Source organism: Curtobacterium sp. NPDC089991 (genome assembly GCF_044748425.1).
Taxonomy (GTDB): Bacteria; Actinomycetota; Actinomycetes; order Actinomycetales; family Microbacteriaceae; genus Curtobacterium.
Genome location: NZ_JBIVGB010000006.1, coordinates 82,276 through 104,362, shown reverse-complemented (window position 1 = coordinate 104,362; position 22,087 = coordinate 82,276). Strand labels below are relative to the sequence as shown.

Genomic DNA, 22,087 nt, shown 5'->3' with positions numbered 1-22,087 from the left:
ACCCATGACGTGAAGGCGAGCCGAGCATGAGCGCCGTACAACTGGCACCCGAAGCACCGGGCGCTCCCGTCACCGTCGCGGCCACCGGGTTCCGGCTCGCCGCCCGCCGGTTCCGCGGCAACACGCTCGCCGTGATCGGCCTGGCCGTGATCGTCGTCATCGTCCTGTTCTGCTTCGTCGGGCCCTTCCTGTACCCGACCGACCAGACCCACACCCTGCTCGAGCAGGCGAACCAGGGTCCGAGCGCGGCGCACTGGCTCGGCACCGACGCCGTCGGCCACGACGTGCTCGGCCGGCTGATGTACGGCGGCAAGGTCTCGCTCATGGTCGGCATCGCCGCCGGCGTCCTGGCCACCGTCGTCGGCACCCTGTGGGGTTCGGTCGCCGGCTACGTCGGCGGCTGGGTCGACGCGCTGATGATGCGCGTCGTCGACGCGGGCATCGCGATCCCGGCGCTGTTCATCCTGCTCGTCATCTCGGCCATCACGACCCCCGGTGTCGCCGGGCTCATCCTGATCCTCGGGCTGGTGTCGTGGCTGGTGCCGTCCCGCCTGATCCGCGCCGAGACCCTGACGCTGAAGAACCGCGACTACGTGCTCACCCTGCGCGCGATCGGCGGCTCGCACGCCCGCGCGATCGGCAAGCACCTGCTGCCGAACTCGGTGTCCACGATCGTCGTCGCCGCGACCTTCCAGGTCGCCGACGCGATCCTGCTCGTCGCCTACGTCTCGTACCTCGGGCTCGGCGTGCAGCCGCCCGCGACGGACTGGGGCGGCATGCTCTCGGCGGGACTCACCGCCGCGTACTCCGGACGCTGGTGGCTCATCGTGCCCCCGGGTCTGGCCGTGATCCTGATCGTCTGCGCGTTCAACGCCGTGGGCGACGGACTCCGGGACGCCTTCGACGTGAGGGGCCGCTGATGACCACCGAACCGATCCTGCGGACGACCGACCTCGGCGTCTCGTTCAGCACCGAGTCCGGCACCGTGTCGGCCGTGCGGGGCGTGTCCCTGACGGTCGCGCCCGGCGAGACGCTCGCCCTGGTCGGCGAGTCCGGCTCCGGCAAGTCCACGGTGGCGCTCGCCGCGATGGGGCTGCTCTCCGGCAACGCGACGGCGACGGGCAGCGCGCTCGTCGCCGGTCACGAGGTCGTCGGCGCTCCCGAACCGTCGCTCCGTGCCCTGCGGGGCTCGACGGTGTCGATGGTCTTCCAGGAGCCCGCGACGGCCCTCGACCCGCTCACCCGGGTCGGCGCGCAGATCGCCGAGGTGATCCGGAACCACCGAACGGTCACCGCCGCGCAGGCCGCGGCCGAGGCCGTCGACCTGCTCCGCCGCGTCGGCATCCCCGACCCCGAGTCGCGCACGCGGTCGTTCCCGTTCCAGCTGTCGGGTGGGCAACGCCAGCGCGTGGTGATCGCGATGGCGATCGCGAACTCGCCGAAGCTGCTCATCGCGGACGAGCCGACGACCGCACTCGACGTGACCGTGCAGGCCGAGATCCTCGAACTGCTCCGGAAGCTCGCCGTCGACACCGGCACGGGCGTGCTGCTCGTGACGCACAACATGGGCGTCGTCGCGGACTTCGCAGACCGCGTCGCGGTCATGCTGCAGGGCGAGATCGTCGAGACCGGCAGCGTCGAAGACGTCCTGCTCCGTCCGGAGCACGAGTACACGAAGCGGCTGCTCGCCGCGGTGCCGCGGCTCGACGTGGCGGGCGACCGTCCTGCCGCCTCGGTCGACGCGGGGTCCGCTGACGCGGCGGCCGGGAGGCCCGGTGCGGCCCCGGTGGTCGACCTGCGGGACGTCACGGTGACGTTCGGGCGCGGGGCGCGCGCCGTCCACGCGTTGCAGGGGATCGACATCGCCGTGCACGCGGGCGAGACGGTCGGCCTGGTCGGCGAGTCCGGCTCCGGCAAGTCCACCGCAGCCCGGGTGGCGCTCGGGCTCATCACGCCGACGTCCGGCACGGTGTCGCTGTTCGGGCAGGACCTGCGCAGCGCCCGTGGTCGTGATCGCCGTGCGCTCCGGTCCGGCATCGGCGTCGTGCTGCAGGACCCGGTGGCCTCGCTCGACGCCCGGATGTCCGTGGCGGAGTGCATCGCCGAACCGCTCGCCGTGCACCGCCGTGGGATGTCGTCGGCGGACCGTCGTCGGCGGATCGACGAGGTGCTCGACGCCGTCCGGTTGCCGCGGTCCCTCGCCTCGCGTGCACCCCGCGAGCTCTCCGGCGGGCAGCGCCAGCGGGTCTCGCTCGCCCGTGCCCTGGTGCTCGAGCCGCGGTTGCTCGTCGCCGACGAACCGACCTCGGCGCTCGACGTCAGCGTGCAGGAGACCGTGCTCGAGGTCCTCGGTGAACTGCAGGACGACCTGGGGTTCGCGTGCCTGTTCGTCTCGCACGACCTGGCCGTCGTGCAGCACTTCGCCGAGCGCGTCGTGGTGATGCGCCAGGGCGTCGTCGAGGAGCAGGGCACCACCGGGACGACGCTGCTGCACCCCACGACCGACTACACCAGGCGCCTGCTCGCCGCCGTACCCGTGCCCGACCCCGTCCTGCAACGGCAGCGTCGGACGGCGCGTCTCGCCTCGCTCGCGGCGGTGACCGCGTGACCCGGGTGATCGCCGGCGTCGACGTCGGCGGCACGAACACCAAGGTCGTCCTGACGACCCCCGACCTCGAGGTCGTCGACCGCGTCGACCTGCCGACGCCCGCCCACGCGGGCGGGGCGGCGATCGTGACGGCCGCCGTCGGGGCGGTGACGGGCCTGCTCGTCCGGCACCGGGCCTCCTTGACGGGTGTCGGGGTGGGCGCGGCCGGCGTGGTCGACGCGGCCACGGGCACCGTCCTGGTGACGGGCAACTCGTTCACCGGCTGGGCCGGTTACGGCGTGACCCGCGCGGTCAACGACGCCCTCGGTGTGCCGGCGACGCTCGACAACGACGTGAACGCGTTCCTGCTCGGCGAGATCGCCACGGGTGCCGTCGCGGGGGAGTCCGACGTGCTCGGGATGACCCTCGGCACCGGGGTCGGCGGTGCGTTCGTGCTCGGCGGACGGCTGTTCGCGGGGCCGCGCGGCGCCGCCGGTGAGATCGGCCACGTGCCGGGCTTCGGTGACGCGCTGTGCACCTGCGGACAGATCGGACACCTCGAGACCATCGCGGGCGCGCGTGGCATCGCCGACCGGTACGCCGAACGATCCGGCCGGCGGCTGTCGGCGCGTGACGTCGCCGTCGCCGCACGTGCCGGTGACACGGACGCCGCTGCCGTCTTCCAGGCCGCGGGGTGGGGCCTGGCGCGCGCCGCCCTGCTCACCGCGGGGATCCTCGACGTCACGACGATCGTGATCGGCGGCGGCATCGCGCGGTCGTGGGACCTGCTCGAACCGGCCATCACCGCCGCGATCGCGGCCGAGCCCCCGGTGAGCGGTGCGACGATCCGGCTGGCGCAGTCGACCCTCGGGTCGGACGCCGTGGCGCTCGGTGCCGCGTCGCAGGTGCGCGCGCTCGTGCTCGAGGCCGAGCCGGCGTAGCGACGGACCCGGGGCGGGTCGGGTCAGCGCACCCAGACGACGATGCCGCGCAGGTCGTGCAGCACGGCCGCCAGACCCGCACGCACTGCGCGGTCGGCGCGCTCCTCGGTGAAGGTGGACGGGTCGTAGTGGCTCGACGGTCCGAGCCCCTCGCCGCGGAAGCCGCCGCCGGTCCAGTCCGCGGCCGTAACGTTCGACGTCGGCTCGGCGATCTCGGCACCCACGACCAGGAACTGCTGGTGCAGTGCCGTCGGCGACACCGCGGCGAGCGGGTCGACCATGTGGTTGCCGACGCTGATCACCAGGTCGGACCGCTCGTCGATCGCCCGGGTGACCGCCGCGATCCGGTCGTCGGCGTCCGTCGCCGACACCCTCGTGACGGTGACGTCCTCGTCCGCCGCCCACGACGCGACGGCGTCGAGCAGGGTCCGGGTCGGGGCGTCGTCGGCGTCACCGGCGTCCGACAGCAGCACGACGTCGTAGTCGTCGGGGGCGTGGACCCCGGACCACGAACCCGGCTCCGGGTGGATGGTGGCCTCGGGTGCCGGCGGCTGCGTCGGGTCGGAGAAGCCCGCGCCGAGGGCACCGGCCGTGGCGTGCGCCGTCGCCGACGTGCCGGTGCCGGTGCCGGTGCCGGCGTCGGTTCCGGCTCCTGCGTCGGTCCCGCCGGGTGTCGCCGAGCACCCGGCCAGCAGGGCGACGCCGGTGCCGACGAGGGCGACGGTGGTCAGCAGGACGGTCGTCCGGGCAGCGAGGCGGGTCACTGCATCATCGAAACACGTCGGTGTGCCGCACCGGGCCGGCTCCGCCGGCTGTCCGGCACCTGTCCCACTGCTGGTCACCACCTGTTCACCTGCCGGTCGTCCGAGGGCCGGATCGTCTGCGCGTGCCTTCCGGAACCCCCGTCGCGCTGCTGCGTGCCCGCCCTGCCCGTCCGTCCCGCCCGTCCGCGCTGACCGCACGGGTCGTCGCCGTGCTCCTGCTGCTCGGGGTGGTCGTCGTCGTCGGCGTGCTGGCCGGGGCGTCGCCGGCATCGGCGCACGGCTTCAGCTCGGTCGTCTACGCGAAGGTGACGTCGACGGAACCGACCGTCGTGCACGCGGAGCTCGGGCTCGAGTACGACCTGATGCTCGTGTCGGTCGCCACGAGCGAGCACGACGACGTGTTCCACACGCAGGGGCAGAAGGCCTGGGACGACGGCGACTTCCCGGGGATGGTGTCGGCGGCCGAGGCGCACACCGACGCGCTCGGGAAGTACGTGTTCGACCGGTTCTCGGTGTCCGGCGCGGGTGGGCAGGCCTGCACGGGCGTGCTCGGCGACAGCGTCACGGTCGACCTGCAGGACGAGGTGCCGTACGCCCACGTGACGGCGGACTTCACCTGCCCGGAGCCGTCGGAGACGCAGACCGGACACGTCGTGACGTCGACGTTGTTCCCGGACAGCGAGACCTTCGTGCGCGACACCAAGACGATCGTCACCTACGACGTCGACGCGAAGCAGGGATCGGCGACGCTCGACGCCTCGCAGCCGTCGTTCTCGACCGAGCAGTCGGCCGGGCAGCGCTTCTGGGAGTTCTTCCGCCTCGGTGCCGAGCACCTGCTGACCGGCATCGACCACATCCTGTTCCTCGTCGCGCTCATCGCCGGGTCACGACGCCTGCGCGAGGTGGTCTACACCGCGTCGGCGTTCACCATCGCGCACTCGATCACGTTCATCCTCGCCGCGCTCGGGGTGGTGAGCCCGCCCGCGATCGTCGTCGAGCCGCTCATCGCCCTGTCCATCGCAGCCGTGGCCGGCTGGTACCTGTGGCAGCTCTGGCGGCGCCGGTCGCGGGCCGACGAACTCGTGGTCGGTGAACACGGGCACTTCTCGCTCGACCGGGCGGGCTGGACACGTCTGGCCGTCGTGTTCGCGTTCGGGCTCATCCACGGGCTCGGGTTCGCCGGGGCGCTGGGCATCCACGAGGCGTTCTCGTGGCAGCTGCTCGTGTCGCTCCTCGTCTTCAACGTCGGCATCGAGGCGGTGCAGCTCGCGATCATCGTCATCGTCTTCCCACCGCTGTCCCTCCTGCGTCGGAAGGCCCACCGGGTCTCGCTCTGGGTCACCGGACTCGTGACCGCCGGGGTGTTCGTGATGGGGATGATCTGGTTCGTCGAGCGACTCGCGGCGGGATGACGGTGGTCCGCTCCTGAACAGCGACGACTTGTCACTCAGCGTTTACCAAGACGTTTCGCAGTGCATGCAGAGTCTTCCGTGCTGCACCATCCCACGTCTGAGAAACGGACCACCATGAGTCTCCTGTCCGGCGCCACCACACGGCGCAGAACCACCACCCTCCGCGTGTGCGGAGCCGTCCTCGGGGCCGCGCTCATCGCCGGCGCCTCGATGGTCGGCACGAACGTCGCCTCCGCCGCGACGAACACCCCCACCACCAACATCTCCACCGGCGGCCCGCTCCACATCCTGCTGGGCGTCGGTGCCACCGAGAGCCAGCGCATCGCCTCGTGGTACTTCCCGACGAACGTCGCGCAGTCGCTCGAGATCCAGAAGACCGCGTCGATGACCGACGGGGTCTTCACCGACGCCAAGTCGACGATCGCCGCGTCGAAGGCCGCGAACACCGCAGTCGACACGAGCACGACGGACTCGAACACGAAGAGCATCGACGGCATCGCCGCCGAGTCGGGCTACATCAACGCCCACGCCACGATCTCGGACCTCGAGCCGAACACCTCGTACACGTACCACGTCGGTGCGGCGGACGGGTCGGCCTGGTCGGCGTCGTACACGTTCACCACGAAGAGCTTCTCCGGCGACTTCGACTTCCTGTTCTTCGGTGACCCGCAGATCGGTTCGTCGGGCTACGTCGACGACGACGGCGCCGGCTGGGCGGACACGCTGCGGTACGCCACGACGACCGAGCCGGACGCCGAGCTCCTGGTCTCCGGTGGCGACCAGATCGAGCACGCCAACAACGAGTACGAGTGGGGCGCGTTCGCCGACAGCAGCGACGTCCTCAAGCGCTACCCGTGGGCCTCGACCATCGGCAACCACGACGTCGGCGGCAAGGCGTACGAGCAGCACAACCAGGTGCCGAACTCGCTCAAGGTGCCGGACTTCTACCCGGGCGGCAACACCACCGCGAACTCGGGTGGCGACTACTGGTACATGTACAAGGGCGTCCTGTTCATCGACATCAACTCGAACGCCTACGCGGCCGGATCGGACGCTGCCCACGTGAACTACGTGCGCGACGTCATCAACCGCTACGGCGACGACGCGAAGTGGACCACGCTGGTCTACCACCACTCGATCTACTCGCCGGCCGACCACGCGAACGACAAGGACAACCAGCAGCGCCGGTTCGACTTCACGCGTGCGTTCTCCGACATGGGTGTCGACCTCGTCCTGCAGGGCCACGACCACTCCTACTCGCGCAGCTACGCGATCAAGAACGGCAAGAAGGCCAACGTCAACGAGCAGCCCGCTGCTCCCGAGGTCTTCTCCGGCCCCGGCGGCGTCATCTACATGACGGCGAACTCGGCCTCCGGCTCGAAGTACTACGACCTGACCGCTCCGGACGCCACCCAGAGCGGCTACGGCGCAGACCCGCTCGACCCGACCGGCAAGCGCCACTGGGCCAACTCGGTCGAGAACCAGGAGCACGTCCGCTCCTTCGTCAAGGTCTCGGTCACCGACGAGAAGCTCTCCGTGCAGGACATCCGCGCCGGCGACTGCACCACGCTCAACTCGGCGGTCCAGCACGGCAACGTCGACAGCTGCGGCGTGACGCTCCAGCCGACCGCCACCGCCGACCCGGCCGCGATCGGATCGACCGTCGACCAGTTCGACCTGCACGCCACGCTGCCCGCGACCACCACGACGCTCGCCGTCTCCGCCGCGTCGCAGACCGTCAACGCGGCGAAGCCGGCCACGGTCACCGCGACCATCGCCGGTGGCATCGGCAAGCAGCAGGGCACGCTGACGGTCTCGGACGGCAAGAAGGTCCTCGGCACCGTCCCCGTCAAGAACAGCACCGCGACCATGACGCTCCCGAGCGCCCTGGCCATCGGCACGCACTCGCTCACCGCCAAGTTCGTCAACGCGGACTCGACCTTCTCGGGCACGGACTCGGCGACCGCGAAGGCCGCCACCGTCACCGTCACGAAGGCCCCGTCCCGCACGGCGCTCGGGTACAGCGGCGGCAAGGCGACCGTGCTGGTCAAGGCCACGGGCTTCACCGTGAACGGCACCGCGCGGATCTACCAGGGCACGAAGCGCCTGGCGACCGTCACCGTCAAGAACGGCAAGGTCACCTCGGCGCTCGCGCTGAAGAAGGGCACGCACAAGCTGCACGCCGTCTTCGCCGGCACCGACACCCTGACGACGAGCACCAGCCCGGTGCAGTCGATCGTCATCAAGTAACACCAGCGCACCAGCGAGGGCCCCGCGACTCCGGTCGCGGGGCCCTCGTGCGTCGTTCAGGACTGCGCGATCGTGAAGCGAGGACGACGATCGCCACGGGCGTGCCGACCACGGCGACCACCACGACCGCAAGGCTCCGTGGGATCGATCGGTTCCGAACACGTTGTGTAAGCGATCGATTGCTGGTGATACTTGTAAGCGATCGGTGACAGGGCTACGCTGTAACCGGACGATTACAGCGGAGGCGCACATGCGAGTCGACACTGCCCTTGCACTGGGCGATCTCGTGCACGAGCGCCGCACGCGTCTCGGTTGGTCCCAGGCTGAACTCGCCGAGCGGATGGGTGTCAGCCGCAGATGGGTCAACGAGTTCGAGGGCGGAAAGGGCACCGCGCAGCTCCGTCTGGCCTTCGATGCGCTGACCGTCCTCGGCCTGGTCCTCGAGGCGAACGAGCGTGACCGATGAGCGAGCTGCGCGCGTTCCTCGACGGCGTGCCGGTCGGCGCCTTCGAGATGAACGCCGGTGGGAACACCACCTTCACCTACGACGAGGCGTACCGGAACCTGCCCGACGCGACCCCGGTGTCGTTGTCGATGCGAACCGGCCGCGCCAGATGGAAGGCAAAGGCGGCCGGACCGTTCCTCGCGGGACTGCTTCCCGACAGCCCGGAGCGGCTGCGCGAACTCGCTTCGGAGCACCACGTCACCGAGAACCCGTTCCGGCTGCTTGAGCGCCTCGGCCGTGATGCCGCCGGTGCCGTGCAGCTGCTCCCTCCGGCGACGGACTCCTCGGACGCGGCGGTCCGGCGTGGTGCCGTGCACCGCCTGACGGACGACGACTTCGACGGCTTGGTCGACGCGCTCGCGCGCAACCCGGGATCGTGGGGCGGCACGAGGAACGCCGGACGGTGGTCGCTCGCCGGCGCGCAGAGCAAGGCCGCCCTGTTCCGCTTCGATGACGGGACCTGGGGTGTGCCGCAGGACTCGACCCCGACGACCCACATCATCAAGCCGGTCATCGCAACGATGCCTGACCACGACGTGAACGAGTACGTGTCGATGGAGGCCGCTCGGCTCCTCGGACTGCACGTCGCGGACCATGAGTTGCTTCGGACGTCGACCGGCGCCCGGGTGTTCGTCAGCGAGCGGTACGACCGGGTCCGTGACGAGGACGGGTCGTGGCGCCGACTCCACCAGGAGGACCTCTGCCAGGCGCTGTCGGTCTACCCATCCAGGAAGTACCAGGAAGAGGGTGGGCCATCGGCGAAGCAGATCGCGGTACTCCTCCGCGGAGCCATCGCGCAGCCCGACGAACGCCGTGACGCGCAACGGCGGTTCTTCGAGGCGCTGGTGCTGAACGTCGCGATGCTCGGCACGGATGCGCACGCGAAGAACTACTCGCTCCTCCTCGAAGGCTCCTCCGTCCGACTGGCGCCGCTGTACGACCTCGGCTCCCATGCTGCGTACCCGTCAGCTGACGGTTCGGCGCTGCGCGGCGCGATGTCCGTCGGCGACGAGTACCGCTTCGACGGGATAGGCGAAGAGCAGTTCCGTGACATCGGCAAGTCCCTGGAGATCGCCCCGGACGAGGCGACCGATCGCTACCGCAACCTCACCTCGAACGTCGCAGCGGCGTTCGCGCAGGCGGCGGCAGCGGTGGAGGAGCCGTTCGGTCGAACGCTCGCCGATGCGGTAGCACGGAACGCGATGCGCCGCGGTTGGTGAACTGAGGGGACATCGGCCAAGCGCTCGGTTCCGTTCGCGGCTACGCTCCACTCCACCGGGGCCAGGGGCGGCCCCACCAGGGGATCAGGGGCACACGATGACGGCACGACGACGCGCAACGGTCGGGATCACGATCGCACTCACAGTGATCGGCGTGCTCATCGCGCCCGTCACCGCGGCGGTGGCGGCTCCGGACGACGGCGCGCTCACCGTCATGCTCACCGACCCGGAGAAGCGGCCGCTCGCGATGGAGGGCGTGGTCGTCGACCTCCGCACCCCGGACGGCGGCACCGCTGACTCGGCGACGAGCGACCGCCGCGGCCGGATGACGTTCGACGCCGTCCCGGCAGGCACGTGGACGCTGCACGGTGAGCGCGAGGGCTCGTACGGCTTCGATGACGTGGTCCCGGCGGAGCGGACCGGCGTCGTGGTCAGCGCCGGTGGGCACGAGACCGTCGTGCTCGTGATGCGGCGGGGTGCCTCGATCGGCGGCACCGCCCACAACCCGTACGGCGCGGACCTGTCCGGCGCAGCGGTCGTCGTCCGTGGCTGGAACACCGGCACCGTGCGGCGGACCGTCACCTCGCCCGACGGTCACTACTGGGTGCACGGCCTGCCGAGCGACGACTACAGCGTGCAGGTCAACGCGCACGACGAGACGCTCGACTCGTGGCCGGCATTGCGCAACGAGTCGTGGGGCTTCCACCGTGATCCCGACTCCACCGCTGAGCGCTCGTACGTCCGGGTCGCGCACCAGGCCGGGGGTCGCACCGAGACGGTCGTGGACGGCATCGATGCGAGCTCGACCCGGGGCGTCACCCTGACCGGGATCCTCAACCCGCAGCTCGACACCGACTTCACCGGCGCCACCGTCCACGTCTACGGGGAGTCGATCGGCAGCACCTTCGACACGCACCTGAGCTACTGGTCGCCCGGTCGGGGCGGGACCTTCGGTGCGGTGCTGAGCCCCGGACGCTACAAGGTCGAGGTCGTCGGCTGGTCGCCGAGCCAACGGCGGTACGTGTCGTACTGGTACGGCGGTGAGGGCAACCGGCCCGTCGCGGACCGTGCGGCGTCGCACACGATCGTCATCCGCGACGAGAGCCGGTCGATCTCGTTCTGGAGCACCCGCTGACGGCCTCGTCGTCTGCTCAGAACTCGCGGGCGGCGACGTCGGGTCGGTGCGACGCCGCGAGGAGTCTGCGGAGCTGGTCCGCGCTGACGGGTGCGCCGGGGTCGGCGAGGTGGTCGCGTGCGAACCCTTCCGGATCGGCCGCGTAGATCGGCGTGTAGGCACCGGACTGTGGCTCGGAGCGCCACGACTCCGCCAGACTCCCGGAGTCGACGGTGTCGAACCCCAGGGCGTCCACGATCGACGAGACGGACGCCTTCGCCCCGGCGTCGTCCCCCGCGACCGCCAGTGCCGTGCGCGGCTCGGAGCCGGACAGCGTCGGGATGTGGTGGGCCACGATGTTGTTGAACGCCTTGACCAGCGCGACACCCGGTAGCAGCGACTGCTCGTACTCGGCGGTCGTGCTCGTCAGCGTGTCCAGCTCCTCGATCCGGCCGTCTCGGTAGGGGTAGTAGTTGCCCGTGGACAGCACCGTCCTGCCGGCCAGCGCGTCGAGCGGCAGGGCCCGGTAGGAAGCGAGTGGGACCGTCAGCACCGTGACGTCCCCGAACCGGGCGGCAGCTCGAGCGTCGCCAGCCTGCGCGCGGGGCCCGAGTTCGTGGACGAGGTCGGCGAGCGACTCCGGCCCGCGTGAGTTCGCGACGAGGACCTCGAGCCCGGCCGTGACGGCCCGTCTGGCGATCGCGCTCCCGATCGCTCCGCTGCCGATGATGCCGATGCGTGTCATGGTCGTGCTCCTTGCGTCGCTGGTTCGTGGTCGTCGGTGGGTGGGGCCGTCCAGCCGCTCCTGAGCAGCGCCGTGAGGGCGCCGGTGGTCGTGGCGTCCGCCATGGCAGCTCCTCGCACCCAGCTGATGGCCAATGCCGCGAGGAACAGATCGCGTGCGCGCACGTCGCGTCGGGCGCTGCCGTCCTCCTGCGCAGCGCGCAGGAACGAAGCGGTCGTCGTGACGAACCCCTCGCAGGTCATCGACAGCGGGGAAGAGTCGGTCATCGTCGCGGTGCGCAACGGGTCCGGCAGCCCGTCGAAGGCGCTGGCCCACTCGACGACTGCGTCGAGCCAGCCTGCCAGCGCGTCGGCGGTGGCCACCGACCCGGCGAGGAGCCGATCGCGTCGCGCGACGAGGGCGTCATCGCGGGCGGCGAGCAGGGTTGCCAGCAAGGACTCCCGGTTCGGGAAGTGCCGGTACAGGGTGCCGGCACCGACGCCGGCCTGCTTCGCGATCGCATCGAGCGAGCCGGAGACGCCGTGCGCCGAGAAGTGCTGCTCGGCGACGTCCAGGATGTGGTCCCGATTGCGCTGCGCGTCAGCTCGGGGAGCGCGGCCTGCTCGGGTGGTGGTCGCCATACGGGTTCAGTCCTCTCACCGGAGACTGTCTCCGGAACTCGCAAGAGGAGACTATCTCCATTTCGGCCGTCCGCCGAAGTGCGGACTGGCGCGGCCCCCGAACGAGGGTCAGGATGCTGACCAGTTGCACAACGCAACGGGTCAGGTGCTTCCCCCGACAGAGGAGTCGTCATGAAGAAGTCCATCGCAGCCGCGTTCGCCGCCGCGGCCGTCATCACCGCGGGTGTGTTCGCCGCGTCACCCGCCTCGGCACTGCCGGCCAGCACGAAGGTCGTCGGCGGCGAGAAGGCCCCCACCACCTCGTGGGCGGTCCAGCTCGAAGCGTCGGGCGGCTCCATCCCGTCGGGCTACGTCAGCAACTGCACCGGCGAGCAGATCAACGCCTCGTGGATCCTCACCGCCCGCCACTGCATCGACGGCATCGGCGCGATGAACGTCTACCACTCGAACTCCACGACCAACCGGGGCACGGCCGTCGCCGTCGACCGCGTCAGTGCCTCGCCTGCGGGCGACATCGCGCTCGTCCACCTGCGGACCGCCTACTCGCTGTCCACCTACGCGCCCCTCGACCTCACCGCGACCGCCAAGTCGAGCGGGACCGGCACCATCCAGGGCTACGGCCTGCGCGCGAACGCGACCCAGTCCGACGGGCTCTACCAGGCCACCGTCTCGCTCACCGGCGCGAGCACCGATGCCTACAGCGGTCGTGCGCAGCACCTCACGGGCGTGACCGGCGCCTCGAACCACGGTGACTCCGGCGGCCCGTTGCTCGTGAACGGCAAGGTCGTCGCCGTCTGCTCGACCGGTGACAGCGCCGACCCCGGCGCCGACACCAAGGCCGGCTCGAACTACGCCCTGCTGTCGCAGGCCTCGTCCTGGATCCGGACCACGGCCGGCGTCTGAACCACGTGACGGACGGGAGGCCCGTGGCGACGCCGCCACGGGCCTCCCGTCCGTCATCAGCCGTGTCCCAGGACCGCAGCGGCTGAACGCGCGTCCACGCGCGACGACGACAGTGGAACGCATGAGCCAGTACGACAAGCGCGACCCGAACACCCTCTACCCGGCACCGCCGTACCCGAAGCAGGAGCAGTCGCTGCCGGGTGCCGCGTGGAAGATGGACCCGAAGCCCGACCACGGCGAGGAGAGCTACGTCGGCCGGGAACGCCTCACCGGCTACCGCGGCATCATCACCGGCGCCGACTCCGGCATCGGTCGCGCCGCCGCCATCGCCCTGTCGCGTGAGGGTGCCGACCTGGTGCTGTCCTACCTGCCGGACGAGCAGGAGGACGCCGAACAGGTCCGCGACCTGCTCGAGTCCGAGGGGCGTCGCGCCGTGCTCTTCCCCGGGGACATCTCCGACGAGCAGTACTGCACGGACCTGGTGCAGAAGGGCGTCGACGAGTTCGGCGGGCTCGACACCCTCGTCATGGTCGCCGGCCGCATGGACAGCAACGAGGACATCCTGACCCTCGACACGTCGATGTTCGACTCGACGTTCAAGACCAACATCTACTCGCTGTTCTGGCTGACCAAGGCAGCGGTGCCGCACCTCGAGCCGGGCTCCACCATCGTGACGACCGGTTCGATCCAGGCGTCGACGCCCTCGGCCGACAAGATCGACTACGCCGTGTCGAAGGGTGCGATCAAGCTCTTCACCGAGGCCGTCGCCCAGCAGCTCGCACCGAAGGGCATCCGTGTGAACTCCGTCGCCCCCGGACCGGTCTGGACGCCGCTGCAGCCGGGATCCGACGACGCCGAGACCGTGTCGCACTTCGGAGAGACCTCGCCGTTCGGCCGCCCCGGACAGCCGGCCGAGCTCGGTGCCGCGTACGTGCACCTGGTGAGCCCGGAGTCGAGCTACCAGTCAGGGTCGACGATCACGATCGCCGGCGGAACGCCCGCGTTCTGATCGGCGTCGTGACAGACGAAGGAGACCACGTGTCAGGAGTGACGCACACCGTGCTGGTCGAGTGGGACGGAGCGGGCCGGTCGTCCGAGGCCGACGCCCTGTCGCGCGAGCACCTGCCGCTGATCGACGGTGTCGAGTCCGTGCAGTCGGGGACGAGCGTGAGTACCGAGGGGCTGGAGGGCGGGTTCCAGTGGATGCTCGTGGTCCGGTTCCGCGATCGGGCGGCGCTCGCCGGGTACCTGCCGCACCCGGAGCACCAGCCGGTGGCGGAGTTCATCGGCGGGGCGAGTGCCCGGGTCGTGGTGTTCGACGTCGAGGACGCGGCGTAGCCGGCAGCGCCTTCGTCCGGACTGGATCGGGGGTGCCGACGCCTTGCGCTGACCGGTACGATGGAAGCACGACGGGCCGGCTACCGGAACGTCGCCAGCCGAAGGCCCCGCTCGCGGGGCCTTCGTTCTTCCACCAGCTCTGCGTCAGGGACGCCACGTGTGATCGTGCGTGAGCACCGCTTCGACCTGGCGCCACTGTCGAGCGAGAGTCGCGGGCCATCTCGCCCGCAGTGCCTGACGAGGGATCAGCGCCGATCGACCGCGCTGACGACCATGCCGGTGCACACGAACAGGACGCCGCCGATGAACGCCGATGCCCCGGCGACGGCACCTTGGACACCGCCGAGGCTCAGCGCCGCGATCGCACCCATTGCGGCCAGGGGCACGCCGACCAGGTAGGCGACGAGCGCGGTTTCGGGGATGAGCTTCTTCGTCGCCACGTCAGTGCTGCTTCCGACGGCGGGAGGCCTGCAGTGCGATGACCGCTGCACCGGTGACGGCGAGGCCGCCGGCCCAGGGGAGCAGGTGCATCGCGTCCGACCCCGTGTAGGCGAGCTCGCCCGTGGTCACGGTCGGAGTGGCGACCGTGCCCGTGGGGGAGACGGCCAGAGCCGCGGTGGGCTGGACGTCGACCGTGAAGGCGGTCGCGAACCCGCTCGAGGCGACCTCGAGGGAGTGCGTCGACGCCTCGGGGAACGTGACGTCGGTCGCGACCCACGGATCGCGGCTCGGCGTGATGACGTCGGAAGCGTGATCCGAGGTCACCGTGAACGACACCGGGTAGCCGTCGGCGTCGTCGACCTCGTTGCCGAAGCGGTCGACCAGGTGGCCGCTGACGAGCAGGGTCCCGCCCTGGTCGATGGTGGGCTGGCCGCCCTCGAACCCGACCCCGAACCCGATGTACCCACCGTCGGGCTGACGGGTGGTCTCGTTCTCGAACGTCCAGACGGTGCCGTCGCGTTCGATGACCCAGCTGGTGGAGTGCGCGGTGAGGAAGGTGTCCTTGTCCTCGGCGGTGACCTCCACGCCGAGCGGTGCGGCGGCGTCGATCGTGATGTTGACGTACTGCGAGGCGGTCGTGGTGCCGCTCGTCGCCACGATGCGGAACGCGTAGGTGCCGGAGTAGCGGGGCTTCCCGGAGAGCGCGCCGGTGGCGTGGTCCAGGGACAGGCCGTACGGCAGGTACCCGGACTCGTCACCGTCGTCCTCGCTCGCGTACGGATCGTCGAGCGAGTAGTAGGCGGCCGAGTACGTCGGTGCGGGGAAGCCCTCTGCGGCGAACGTGTGGGTGAAACGCTCACCGGCGACCGCGGAGAACGTGATCGGGTCGTCTTCGGTCGAGGCCTCCGGGAAGGCCGCCTCCTGCGTGACGACGGCCGTCGTGGTCGTCGCGGACTCGTCGGTGTCGCTGGTGATCGTGACGCTGATGGTCTTGCCGGCGTCCGCGGCAGCGACGACGTACGAGTCGGCGGTGACCGGCAAGGACGTGTCACCGCTGGTCCACGCGTAGGCCAGGTCGCCGGTGAAGTCGTGCCCGGTCGCCGTCAGGGTGCTGCCGACGGTCGCGTCCCCGGTGATCGTCACGGTCGGCGACGCTGCCGGTTCGGCTGCGACGGGCGCGGTGGGATCGGGAGTCGCAGTCGCGGCCGGCGTGCTGACCGGCAGGGACGGTTCCGCGGTGGGATCAGCTGTCGCCTCGGCCGTCGGCGCGGACGTCGACCCGGGAACCGGCGGAGCCGACTCGTCAGCGCCGTCAGCCGTGCTGTCAGTGCCCTGCGCCGGGGACGCGGTCGCGGTGCTCGTCGGCGCGACGGGCTGCTCGTCGGCGAAGGCGGTCGTGGCCGTCAACGCGCCGAAGCCGGTGCTCAGGCCGATGACGGCGATGGTCGCGCCGATCGTGCAGGCGCGTCGAAGTGTTGCAGTGCTGTGCTGCACGGGTGGTCCCCTCGGGTGTGCAGTCCGGCAGGAGACCGGACGTCTGAGATCGCCGGAAGCCGGCGCTCTCGGATCGTAGCCAACCTCGGAACGGGCTGAGGGCCACGTCGCGAGCATCCCCCACGAATTGGGGGCGAGTGCTCACTCCACCAACGACTGCGTCCCCAGCACGATCGCCAGCGCCAACCGCTCGGCGTCCACCGACCCCGGCACCGCCGTGTACGCCAGGATCCGCAGGTCCTCCGGCCCGACGACCAGGGTGTCGCAGTCGAGCGTGATGAGCCCGACGTCGGGGTGGTCGATCACCTTGCGGCGGGCCGTCTCGCCCAGGGTCGTCGCACCCGAGTCCCACAGTTCGACGAACCGCGGGCTCGCCGCCCGCAGGTCCCGCACGAGCTGCTGCAACTGCCGGTCGAGCGGGTAGCGAGCCGCGGTCATCCGGAGTCCGGCGACCAGGTTCTCCTCGAACGCCGCCTGTTCCGCGGGCGTGTGCACGGCGCGGCTGCCGGCACCGACCAGGTGCCGCCAGGCGGTGTTCCGTTCGTTCCCGCGCATCCCGCCGATCGGCCCCATCAAGGCTTCGTGCGGAGCGTTGGTCACGAGCAGGTTCCCGGCGGCGTCGAGCACCGCGACCGGGGTGTCCGCCAGCCGGTCGAGCAGCCGCTGCACGCTCGGCGGGATCCGCGACGGCACGACCTCCGCACCGGGGGTCGCGTGCCCGGCGAGCCCGTACAGCAGCTCTCGTTCGGCGTCCGAGACCCGGAGGGCACGCGTCAGCGCCTCGACCACCTGGGCGGACGGCGACGTCGCGCGACCCTGCTCCAGGCGGGTCAGGTAGTCGGCGGAGATCCCCGCGAGGCCCGCGAGTTCCTCGCGCCGCAGCCCGGCCGCCCGACGTCGTGGCCCGACGGTCATGCCGGCGGCCGCGGGTGTGACGTGGTCGCGGAGCCGTCGCAGGGTGTGCCCGAAGTCCGTGTCCGCCATGCCCCCAGTCTGCGCGCACGTCGCGGCCGCGTCCTGGCCCCACCAGTCCTACGACAACCGGGCGACTCCCTGCCGACCGCGTCGAGCGTGACGCTGGACCCATGACAACGACACTCATCACCGGCGCCACCCGTGGCCTCGGCAAGGAAACCGCCCGCCAGCTCGTCGCAGCCGGCCACACCGTCTGGATCGGCGCTCGCGACGCCGACCAGGGAGCGGCCGTCGCCGCCGAGATCGGCGCCCGCTCCGTGCAGCTCGACGTCCGCGACGACGACTCGGTCGCCGCAGCCTTCGCGCACATCGACGCGAACGGCGGCCTGGACGTCCTGGTCAACAACGCCGGCATCGCGATGTGGGGGCTGAACGGTCCGGACGCGCTCGCCGTGTTCGACACGAACGCCGTCGGCATCGTCCGCACGACCGAGGCCGCGTTGCCGATCCTGCGCCGATCGGCCAGCCCCCTCGTCGTCAACGTCGGGAGCGCGCTCGGCTCGTTCACGGCGGTCCACGACCCGGACAGTGCGGCGTCGACCGTGCAGGCCGCGGTCTACGGCGCGAGCAAGTCGGCCGTCTCGATGCTCACGGTGCAGTACGCCCGCATCGCACCCGAGGTGCGCTTCGTGGTGCTCGAGCCCGGCTACACGGCGACCGAGCTCGGTGGGGTGCCGAACCCGCACGGTCGCCCCGTCGCGGTGAGCGCGGCGACCGTCGCGGCCGCCGCGAGCGTGGGCCCGGAGGGCCCGACCGGCGTGTTCCTGGAGGACGGCCAGCCGCTCGGGTGGTGACGACAGAGCGGACGAGCGCGCCCCGCTCAGCGGCGACGCGAAGCGTTGTGCGGGGCGCGCCGACCGAGCCTGCGAGGGAGGGGCTGCGCAGCCACGGGCCTCCCGTCCGCCGTGCGGTCGCGTCTACAGCAGCTGACGCGCGTTGGTCGACGCGAGGTCCAGCAGCTCGTCGCCGCGACCGGACAGCACCGTGCGGATGGCGTAGAGCGTGAAGCCCTTCGCCTGCTCGAGCGTGACCGCCGGGGGCATCGACAGCTCCTGCCGGTTCGCGCGCACCGAGACGAGCGCGGGGCCGTCGTGCGCGAGCGCGGCGGCCATCGCGTCCTCGAAGTCGTCGGACACGTCGACCTTGAAGCCCTTGATGCCGATCGCCTCGGCGACCGCGGCGAAGTCCGGGTTCTGCAGCTCGGTGCCGTAGTTCACGAACCCGGCGGCCTTCATCTCGAGCTCGACGAAGTTCAGCGACGAGTTGTCGAACACGACGATCTTCACGGGCAACTTGTTCTGCACGATCGTGATGAGCTCGCCGAGCAGCATCGTCAGCCCGCCGTCACCCGCGAGGGCGATCACCTGGCGGTCCGGGAACGCCGTCTGCGCACCGATCGCCTGCGGGACCGCGTTCGCCATCGTGCCGTGCACGAACGAGCCGATCAGGCGACGCTTGCCGTTCATCGTCAGGTAGCGCGACGCCCACACCACGGGGGAGCCGACGTCCGGGATGAACACGGCGTCCTGCGCGGCGATCCGGTCGAGCACCCGCGCGACGTACTGCGGGTGCAGCGGCTTCTTCCGGCCAGCGGGGACGGCCAGGTCGTCGAGCTTCTCGCGGGTCTTCCGGTAGCGCTTCAGCGATTCCTCGAGGTGCTTCGTCGGGTGCGAACCGGTGAGCAGCGGGATGAGGGCGAGCGCGGTGTCCTTGACGGTGCCGACCAGGCCGATGTCGACGGGGTGCCGCCGGCCGAGCTGCGACCCGCGGATGTCGACCTGCACGTGCTTCGCCTTGGCGGGGAAGAACTGCTGGTACGGGAAGTCGGTGCCGAGCATGAGCACGACGTCGGCGTCCTCCATCGCCCGGTACCCGGACGCGAAGCCGAGCAGGCCCGTCATGCCGACGTCGTAGGGGTTGTCCCACTCGATGTGCTCCTTGCCGCGCAGGGCATGCACGATCGGGGCCTGCAGCCGTTCGGCCAGCGCGATGACCTCGTCGTGCGCCCCGGCGACACCGGCACCGGCCAGGATCGTGACCTTGTCGGCACCGTTCAGCAGCTCGGCGGTGCGGAGCAGCTCGGCCTCGCTCGGCACGATGCGCGGCGTCGTGCGCTCGATGCGGGTGGTGCGGTCGTCCTTCGCCTCGGCGAGCAGGACGTCGCCGGGGATCACGAGCACCGCGACCCCGCGCTTCTCGACGGCCTCGCGCATCGCGATCTCGAGCAGGCGGGGCATCTGCGTCGGGTCGGCGACGTACTCGACGTAGACCGAGCACTCGCGGAACAGCTCCTGCGGGTGGGTCTCCTGGAAGTAGCCGGAGCCGATCTCGGCGGTGGGGATGTGCGCGGCGATCGCGAGGACCGGGACGCGCGACCGGTTGGCGTCGAACAGGCCGTTGATCAGGTGCAGGTTGCCCGGGCCGCAGCTGCCGGCGCAGACCGCGAGCTCGCCGGTCAGTTCGGCCTCGGCGCTCGCGGCGAACGCAGCGGCCTCCTCGTGGCGGACGTGCTCCCACCGGATCGTGCCGTCCTTTCGCAGGGCGTCGGTGAAGCCGTTGAGGGAGTCCCCCGGCAGGCCGTAGACGCGGGCGACGTCGTTCTTGCGGAGGGTGGCGACGATGTTCTCGGCAACGGTTGGCATGCCTCCTGTCTACTCGCGGGCGGCTGCGCTGAGTGCTTTCAGAGGCTCGCCGGACCCGTGGTCGGAGTCCGGGCTGGGACGATGGTCGGATGACCGACGCGCCGCTGCTCCGCCCCCGCCGACCGGAGTCCGACGGCACCGGGATCCTCGAGCCGTCGCCCTACCCGCTCGTCTCCGTCGCGATCGCGGTCATCGCCGTGGTCGTCATCACGCTCGTCGGGTTCGCCCTCGGCACGGTCGACCTCGGACTGTCGAAGGCCCTGAACGCCCTGCACACCGGCGCGATCGGGGCGTTCACCACGGCGGTCTACCACGTCATCAGTCCTGGGCCGGCGATCGGGATCACCGTCGTCGTCGTGGCCGTGATCTGGTGGCGCACCCGGAGTCTCCGTCCGGCCCTGGCCTTCGGCGGCACGATCGCCATCACGTGGGTGCCGTCCGCGGTCGTGAAGGAGATCGTCCACCGCGCCAGGCCCGACGTCGCCGTGCTGCCGCACCCGTTCCCGGTGCAGCCCGACCCCGGGTACCCGAGCGGGCACACCGTCTACATCACGGCGTTCGTGATCGCGTTGATCTGGGTGCTGCGCGAGACCCGGTGGCACCGACTCGCACTGACGCTCGGGGTCGTCGCGATCGTGGTGGTGTTCATCTCGGTGTCGATCGACGCGGTGCACTACCCGACCGACGCGGTGGCCTCGATCCTGTGGGCGCTCGCCGTGGCCCCGGGGGTGCGGGTGGTGTGGGTCGACTGGCTCATGCCGCGGATCCCGTTCCTGCGGGGTCGGTAGTCGACGGGGCTGCCGACCCGGAACGACGTCCTGGTTGTCGTGCGACGTCGATGATGTCGTTCCGAGTCGGCCCCGACCGAGTCGGCGCCGACCGGGTCAGGCCAGGCGGGTGCGGCCCCGGGCGACGAGCAGCGCCACGACGGCCACCACGGCGGACGCGAGCATCACGATCGCCAGCGGTGCCGCCGTCACCGAGCCGCCGATGCTGACGAGCGGGGACACCAGCGCCGCGAGCCCGAACTGCAGCGCACCGAGCACTGCCGACGCGCTGCCGGCAGCGGCGGGGACCGCACCGAGCGCCAGCGCCGTGGCGTTGCCGAGCACCAGGCCGAGCGAGCCGACCGCGGTGAACAGCGGGACCGCGAGCCAGAACACGGGTGCCGCGAAGACGACGAGCAGCGCGAACGCGACCGTCGACGCGAACACCAGGGCGATGCCGAGCGACAGCACGCCGGTGACCGAGCGCGTCTCGGTGAGCTTGGCGGACACGATGCTCACACCCATCAGGGCCAGCGCGTTCAGCCCGAACGCCAGGCCGTAGCCGACGGTGCCGAGCCCGATCATGTCCTGGTACAGGAACGGCGAGGCGGAGATGTAGGCCATCATCACGGCGAACGCGAAGCCGAACACGGCGATGTAGCCGAGGAAGGTGCGGGAGCGCAGCGCGCGGAGCGGCGAACCGGTGCCCTTCCGCTCCTCGCGCAGCACATCGCGGTGCGCCTTCAGGTGGGTCTCACGGATGACGGCGAGCACCGCGACGAGCATGACCACGGACAGACCGAGGACGATCGACAGCAGGCCGCGCCAGCCGATCGGACCGGTGAGCAGGCCACCGAGCAGCGGAGCGACGACGGGGGCGACCCCGCCGACGATCATCATGAGCGAGAACGCGCGGGCTGCGGGCTTGCCGGTCGCCAGGTCGGAGATGACCGCACGGCTGATCACCATGCCGGCCGCACCGCCCAGGCCCTGCAGGAGTCGGGCCGCGATGAGCACGCCGATGTTCGGTGCGAACACGGCGGCGACGCTCGCGAGGACGCACAGTGCCGCGCCGGCGATGAGCGGCGGCACGCGGCCGAACCGGTCGGACAGCGGGCCGAAGACGAGCTGGCCGGCCGTGACACCGACCAGGAACGCGGTCAGCGTGAGCTGCACGGTGGTGGCGCTCGCACCGAGTTCGGTGGTCATCTGCGGGAACGCCGGCAGGTACAGATCGGTGGCGAAGGGGGCGACGGCGCTGAGCAGGCCGAGCACCAGCAGCAGCGGTGTCGTGATGCCCTGCTGCCTGGTCGTGGGTGTCGCGACGTGCGCGCGGATGGTTCCGGTGTCCGTGGTCATTGTTATGAAA

General features: G+C 71.0%; 21 protein-coding genes. 13 read left to right on the top strand and 8 right to left on the bottom strand.

Features of this window, described 5'->3' with window-relative positions; all coding sequences use genetic code 11:
• Positions 1-26: 26 nt before the first annotated feature.
• The 3 genes from ACIPV1_RS16430 to ACIPV1_RS16420 are packed head-to-tail and all read left to right on the top strand — an operon-like array spanning position 27 to position 3,528.
• Complete coding sequence (locus ACIPV1_RS16430; protein WP_111085912.1) at positions 27-920, top strand: ABC transporter permease; 894 nt, start codon at positions 27-29, stop codon at positions 918-920.
• Positions 920-2,608 carry an ABC transporter ATP-binding protein gene (locus tag ACIPV1_RS16425; RefSeq protein WP_132099350.1) on the top strand — a complete coding sequence of 563 codons (1,689 nt, stop codon included), beginning with the start codon at positions 920-922 and terminating at the stop codon, positions 2,606-2,608. The genes ACIPV1_RS16430 and ACIPV1_RS16425 overlap by 1 nt, the downstream gene beginning before the upstream one ends.
• Complete coding sequence (locus ACIPV1_RS16420) at positions 2,605-3,528, top strand: ROK family protein (RefSeq protein WP_208321002.1); 924 nt, start codon at positions 2,605-2,607, stop codon at positions 3,526-3,528. The genes ACIPV1_RS16425 and ACIPV1_RS16420 overlap by 4 nt, the downstream gene beginning before the upstream one ends.
• Before the next feature lie 23 nt (positions 3,529-3,551).
• Here ACIPV1_RS16420 and ACIPV1_RS16415 read toward each other — a convergent pair whose 3' ends face one another.
• Positions 3,552-4,292, bottom strand: coding sequence for a hypothetical protein (locus ACIPV1_RS16415; RefSeq protein ID WP_173170172.1), 741 nt, complete (start codon positions 4,290-4,292; stop codon positions 3,552-3,554).
• Positions 4,293-4,414: 122 nt separating this feature from the next.
• Here ACIPV1_RS16415 and ACIPV1_RS16410 point away from each other — a divergent pair, with 122 nt between their 5' ends.
• The 5 genes from ACIPV1_RS16410 to ACIPV1_RS16390 all read left to right on the top strand — a co-directional run bounded on the left by ACIPV1_RS16410 (position 4,415) and on the right by ACIPV1_RS16390 (position 10,814).
• Positions 4,415-5,704, top strand: a complete 1,290-nt coding sequence (locus ACIPV1_RS16410; protein WP_402726835.1) for a HupE/UreJ family protein — start codon at positions 4,415-4,417, stop codon at positions 5,702-5,704.
• 114 nt (positions 5,705-5,818) lie between these two features.
• Positions 5,819-7,954, top strand: a complete 2,136-nt coding sequence (locus ACIPV1_RS16405; RefSeq protein WP_402726834.1) for an Ig-like domain repeat protein — start codon at positions 5,819-5,821, stop codon at positions 7,952-7,954.
• Between the two features lie 250 nt (positions 7,955-8,204).
• Positions 8,205-8,420, top strand: a complete 216-nt coding sequence (locus ACIPV1_RS16400) for a helix-turn-helix domain-containing protein (protein WP_123937260.1) — start codon at positions 8,205-8,207, stop codon at positions 8,418-8,420.
• The gene (locus ACIPV1_RS16395; RefSeq protein ID WP_402726833.1) at positions 8,417-9,679 is read left to right on the top strand and encodes a type II toxin-antitoxin system HipA family toxin; all 1,263 of its coding nucleotides are present in this window, start codon (positions 8,417-8,419) and stop codon (positions 9,677-9,679) included. Before ACIPV1_RS16400 ends, ACIPV1_RS16395 begins: the two co-directional genes overlap by 4 nt.
• Positions 9,680-9,776: 97 nt before the next feature.
• The gene (locus tag ACIPV1_RS16390) at positions 9,777-10,814 is read left to right on the top strand and encodes a carboxypeptidase regulatory-like domain-containing protein (RefSeq protein ID WP_402726832.1); all 1,038 of its coding nucleotides are present in this window, start codon (positions 9,777-9,779) and stop codon (positions 10,812-10,814) included.
• A 16-nt stretch (positions 10,815-10,830) separates the two neighbouring features.
• Here ACIPV1_RS16390 and ACIPV1_RS16385 read toward each other — a convergent pair whose 3' ends face one another.
• Together ACIPV1_RS16385 and ACIPV1_RS16380 are read right to left on the bottom strand one after the other, a co-directional pair.
• A complete protein-coding gene (locus tag ACIPV1_RS16385) occupies positions 10,831-11,538 on the bottom strand; it encodes an NADPH-dependent F420 reductase (RefSeq protein ID WP_402726831.1) in 708 nt (235 codons plus the stop codon).
• Positions 11,535-12,158 carry a TetR/AcrR family transcriptional regulator gene (locus ACIPV1_RS16380; RefSeq protein WP_173170186.1) on the bottom strand — a complete coding sequence of 208 codons (624 nt, stop codon included), beginning with the start codon at positions 12,156-12,158 and terminating at the stop codon, positions 11,535-11,537. Before ACIPV1_RS16380 ends, ACIPV1_RS16385 begins: the two co-directional genes overlap by 4 nt.
• 171 nt (positions 12,159-12,329) lie before the next feature.
• Between ACIPV1_RS16380 and ACIPV1_RS16375 the strand changes: the two genes are divergently transcribed.
• From ACIPV1_RS16375 to ACIPV1_RS16365, 3 genes are all read left to right on the top strand, one after another.
• The gene (locus ACIPV1_RS16375; protein ID WP_123671152.1) at positions 12,330-13,061 is read left to right on the top strand and encodes a trypsin-like serine protease; all 732 of its coding nucleotides are present in this window, start codon (positions 12,330-12,332) and stop codon (positions 13,059-13,061) included.
• A gap of 121 nt (positions 13,062-13,182) precedes the next feature.
• A complete protein-coding gene (locus ACIPV1_RS16370) occupies positions 13,183-14,070 on the top strand; it encodes an SDR family oxidoreductase (RefSeq protein WP_402726830.1) in 888 nt (295 codons plus the stop codon).
• Positions 14,071-14,099: 29 nt separating this feature from the next.
• On the top strand, positions 14,100-14,399 hold the full coding sequence (locus tag ACIPV1_RS16365; protein ID WP_402726829.1) for a Dabb family protein: 300 nt from the start codon (positions 14,100-14,102) through the stop codon (positions 14,397-14,399).
• Between the two features lie 245 nt (positions 14,400-14,644).
• Here the strand turns inward: ACIPV1_RS16365 and ACIPV1_RS16360 are convergent, their stop codons facing one another.
• The 3 genes from ACIPV1_RS16360 to ACIPV1_RS16350 form a co-directional block, all read right to left on the bottom strand.
• Positions 14,645-14,839, bottom strand: a complete 195-nt coding sequence (locus ACIPV1_RS16360) for a hypothetical protein (protein ID WP_159570610.1) — start codon at positions 14,837-14,839, stop codon at positions 14,645-14,647.
• Position 14,840: 1 nt separating this feature from the next.
• Entirely contained in the window at positions 14,841-16,334 is a 1,494-nt protein-coding gene (locus ACIPV1_RS16355; protein WP_402726828.1) for a putative Ig domain-containing protein, read from the bottom strand.
• Positions 16,335-16,475: 141 nt separating this feature from the next.
• On the bottom strand, positions 16,476-17,318 hold the full coding sequence (locus ACIPV1_RS16350; RefSeq protein WP_159570616.1) for a helix-turn-helix transcriptional regulator: 843 nt from the start codon (positions 17,316-17,318) through the stop codon (positions 16,476-16,478).
• 101 nt (positions 17,319-17,419) lie between these two features.
• Between ACIPV1_RS16350 and ACIPV1_RS16345 the strand changes: the two genes are divergently transcribed.
• A complete protein-coding gene (locus ACIPV1_RS16345; RefSeq protein WP_402726827.1) occupies positions 17,420-18,103 on the top strand; it encodes an SDR family NAD(P)-dependent oxidoreductase in 684 nt (227 codons plus the stop codon).
• Between the two features lie 123 nt (positions 18,104-18,226).
• Here the strand turns inward: ACIPV1_RS16345 and poxB are convergent, their stop codons facing one another.
• The gene (gene poxB / locus ACIPV1_RS16340; RefSeq protein ID WP_194672834.1) at positions 18,227-19,951 is read right to left on the bottom strand and encodes a ubiquinone-dependent pyruvate dehydrogenase; all 1,725 of its coding nucleotides are present in this window, start codon (positions 19,949-19,951) and stop codon (positions 18,227-18,229) included.
• Positions 19,952-20,040: 89 nt separating this feature from the next.
• Between poxB and ACIPV1_RS16335 the strand changes: the two genes are divergently transcribed.
• On the top strand, positions 20,041-20,739 hold the full coding sequence (locus tag ACIPV1_RS16335; protein ID WP_402726826.1) for a phosphatase PAP2 family protein: 699 nt from the start codon (positions 20,041-20,043) through the stop codon (positions 20,737-20,739).
• Between the two features lie 96 nt (positions 20,740-20,835).
• Here ACIPV1_RS16335 and ACIPV1_RS16330 read toward each other — a convergent pair whose 3' ends face one another.
• The gene (locus ACIPV1_RS16330) at positions 20,836-22,077 is read right to left on the bottom strand and encodes a multidrug effflux MFS transporter (protein ID WP_402726825.1); all 1,242 of its coding nucleotides are present in this window, start codon (positions 22,075-22,077) and stop codon (positions 20,836-20,838) included.
• Between the last annotated feature and the right edge of the window lie 10 nt (positions 22,078-22,087).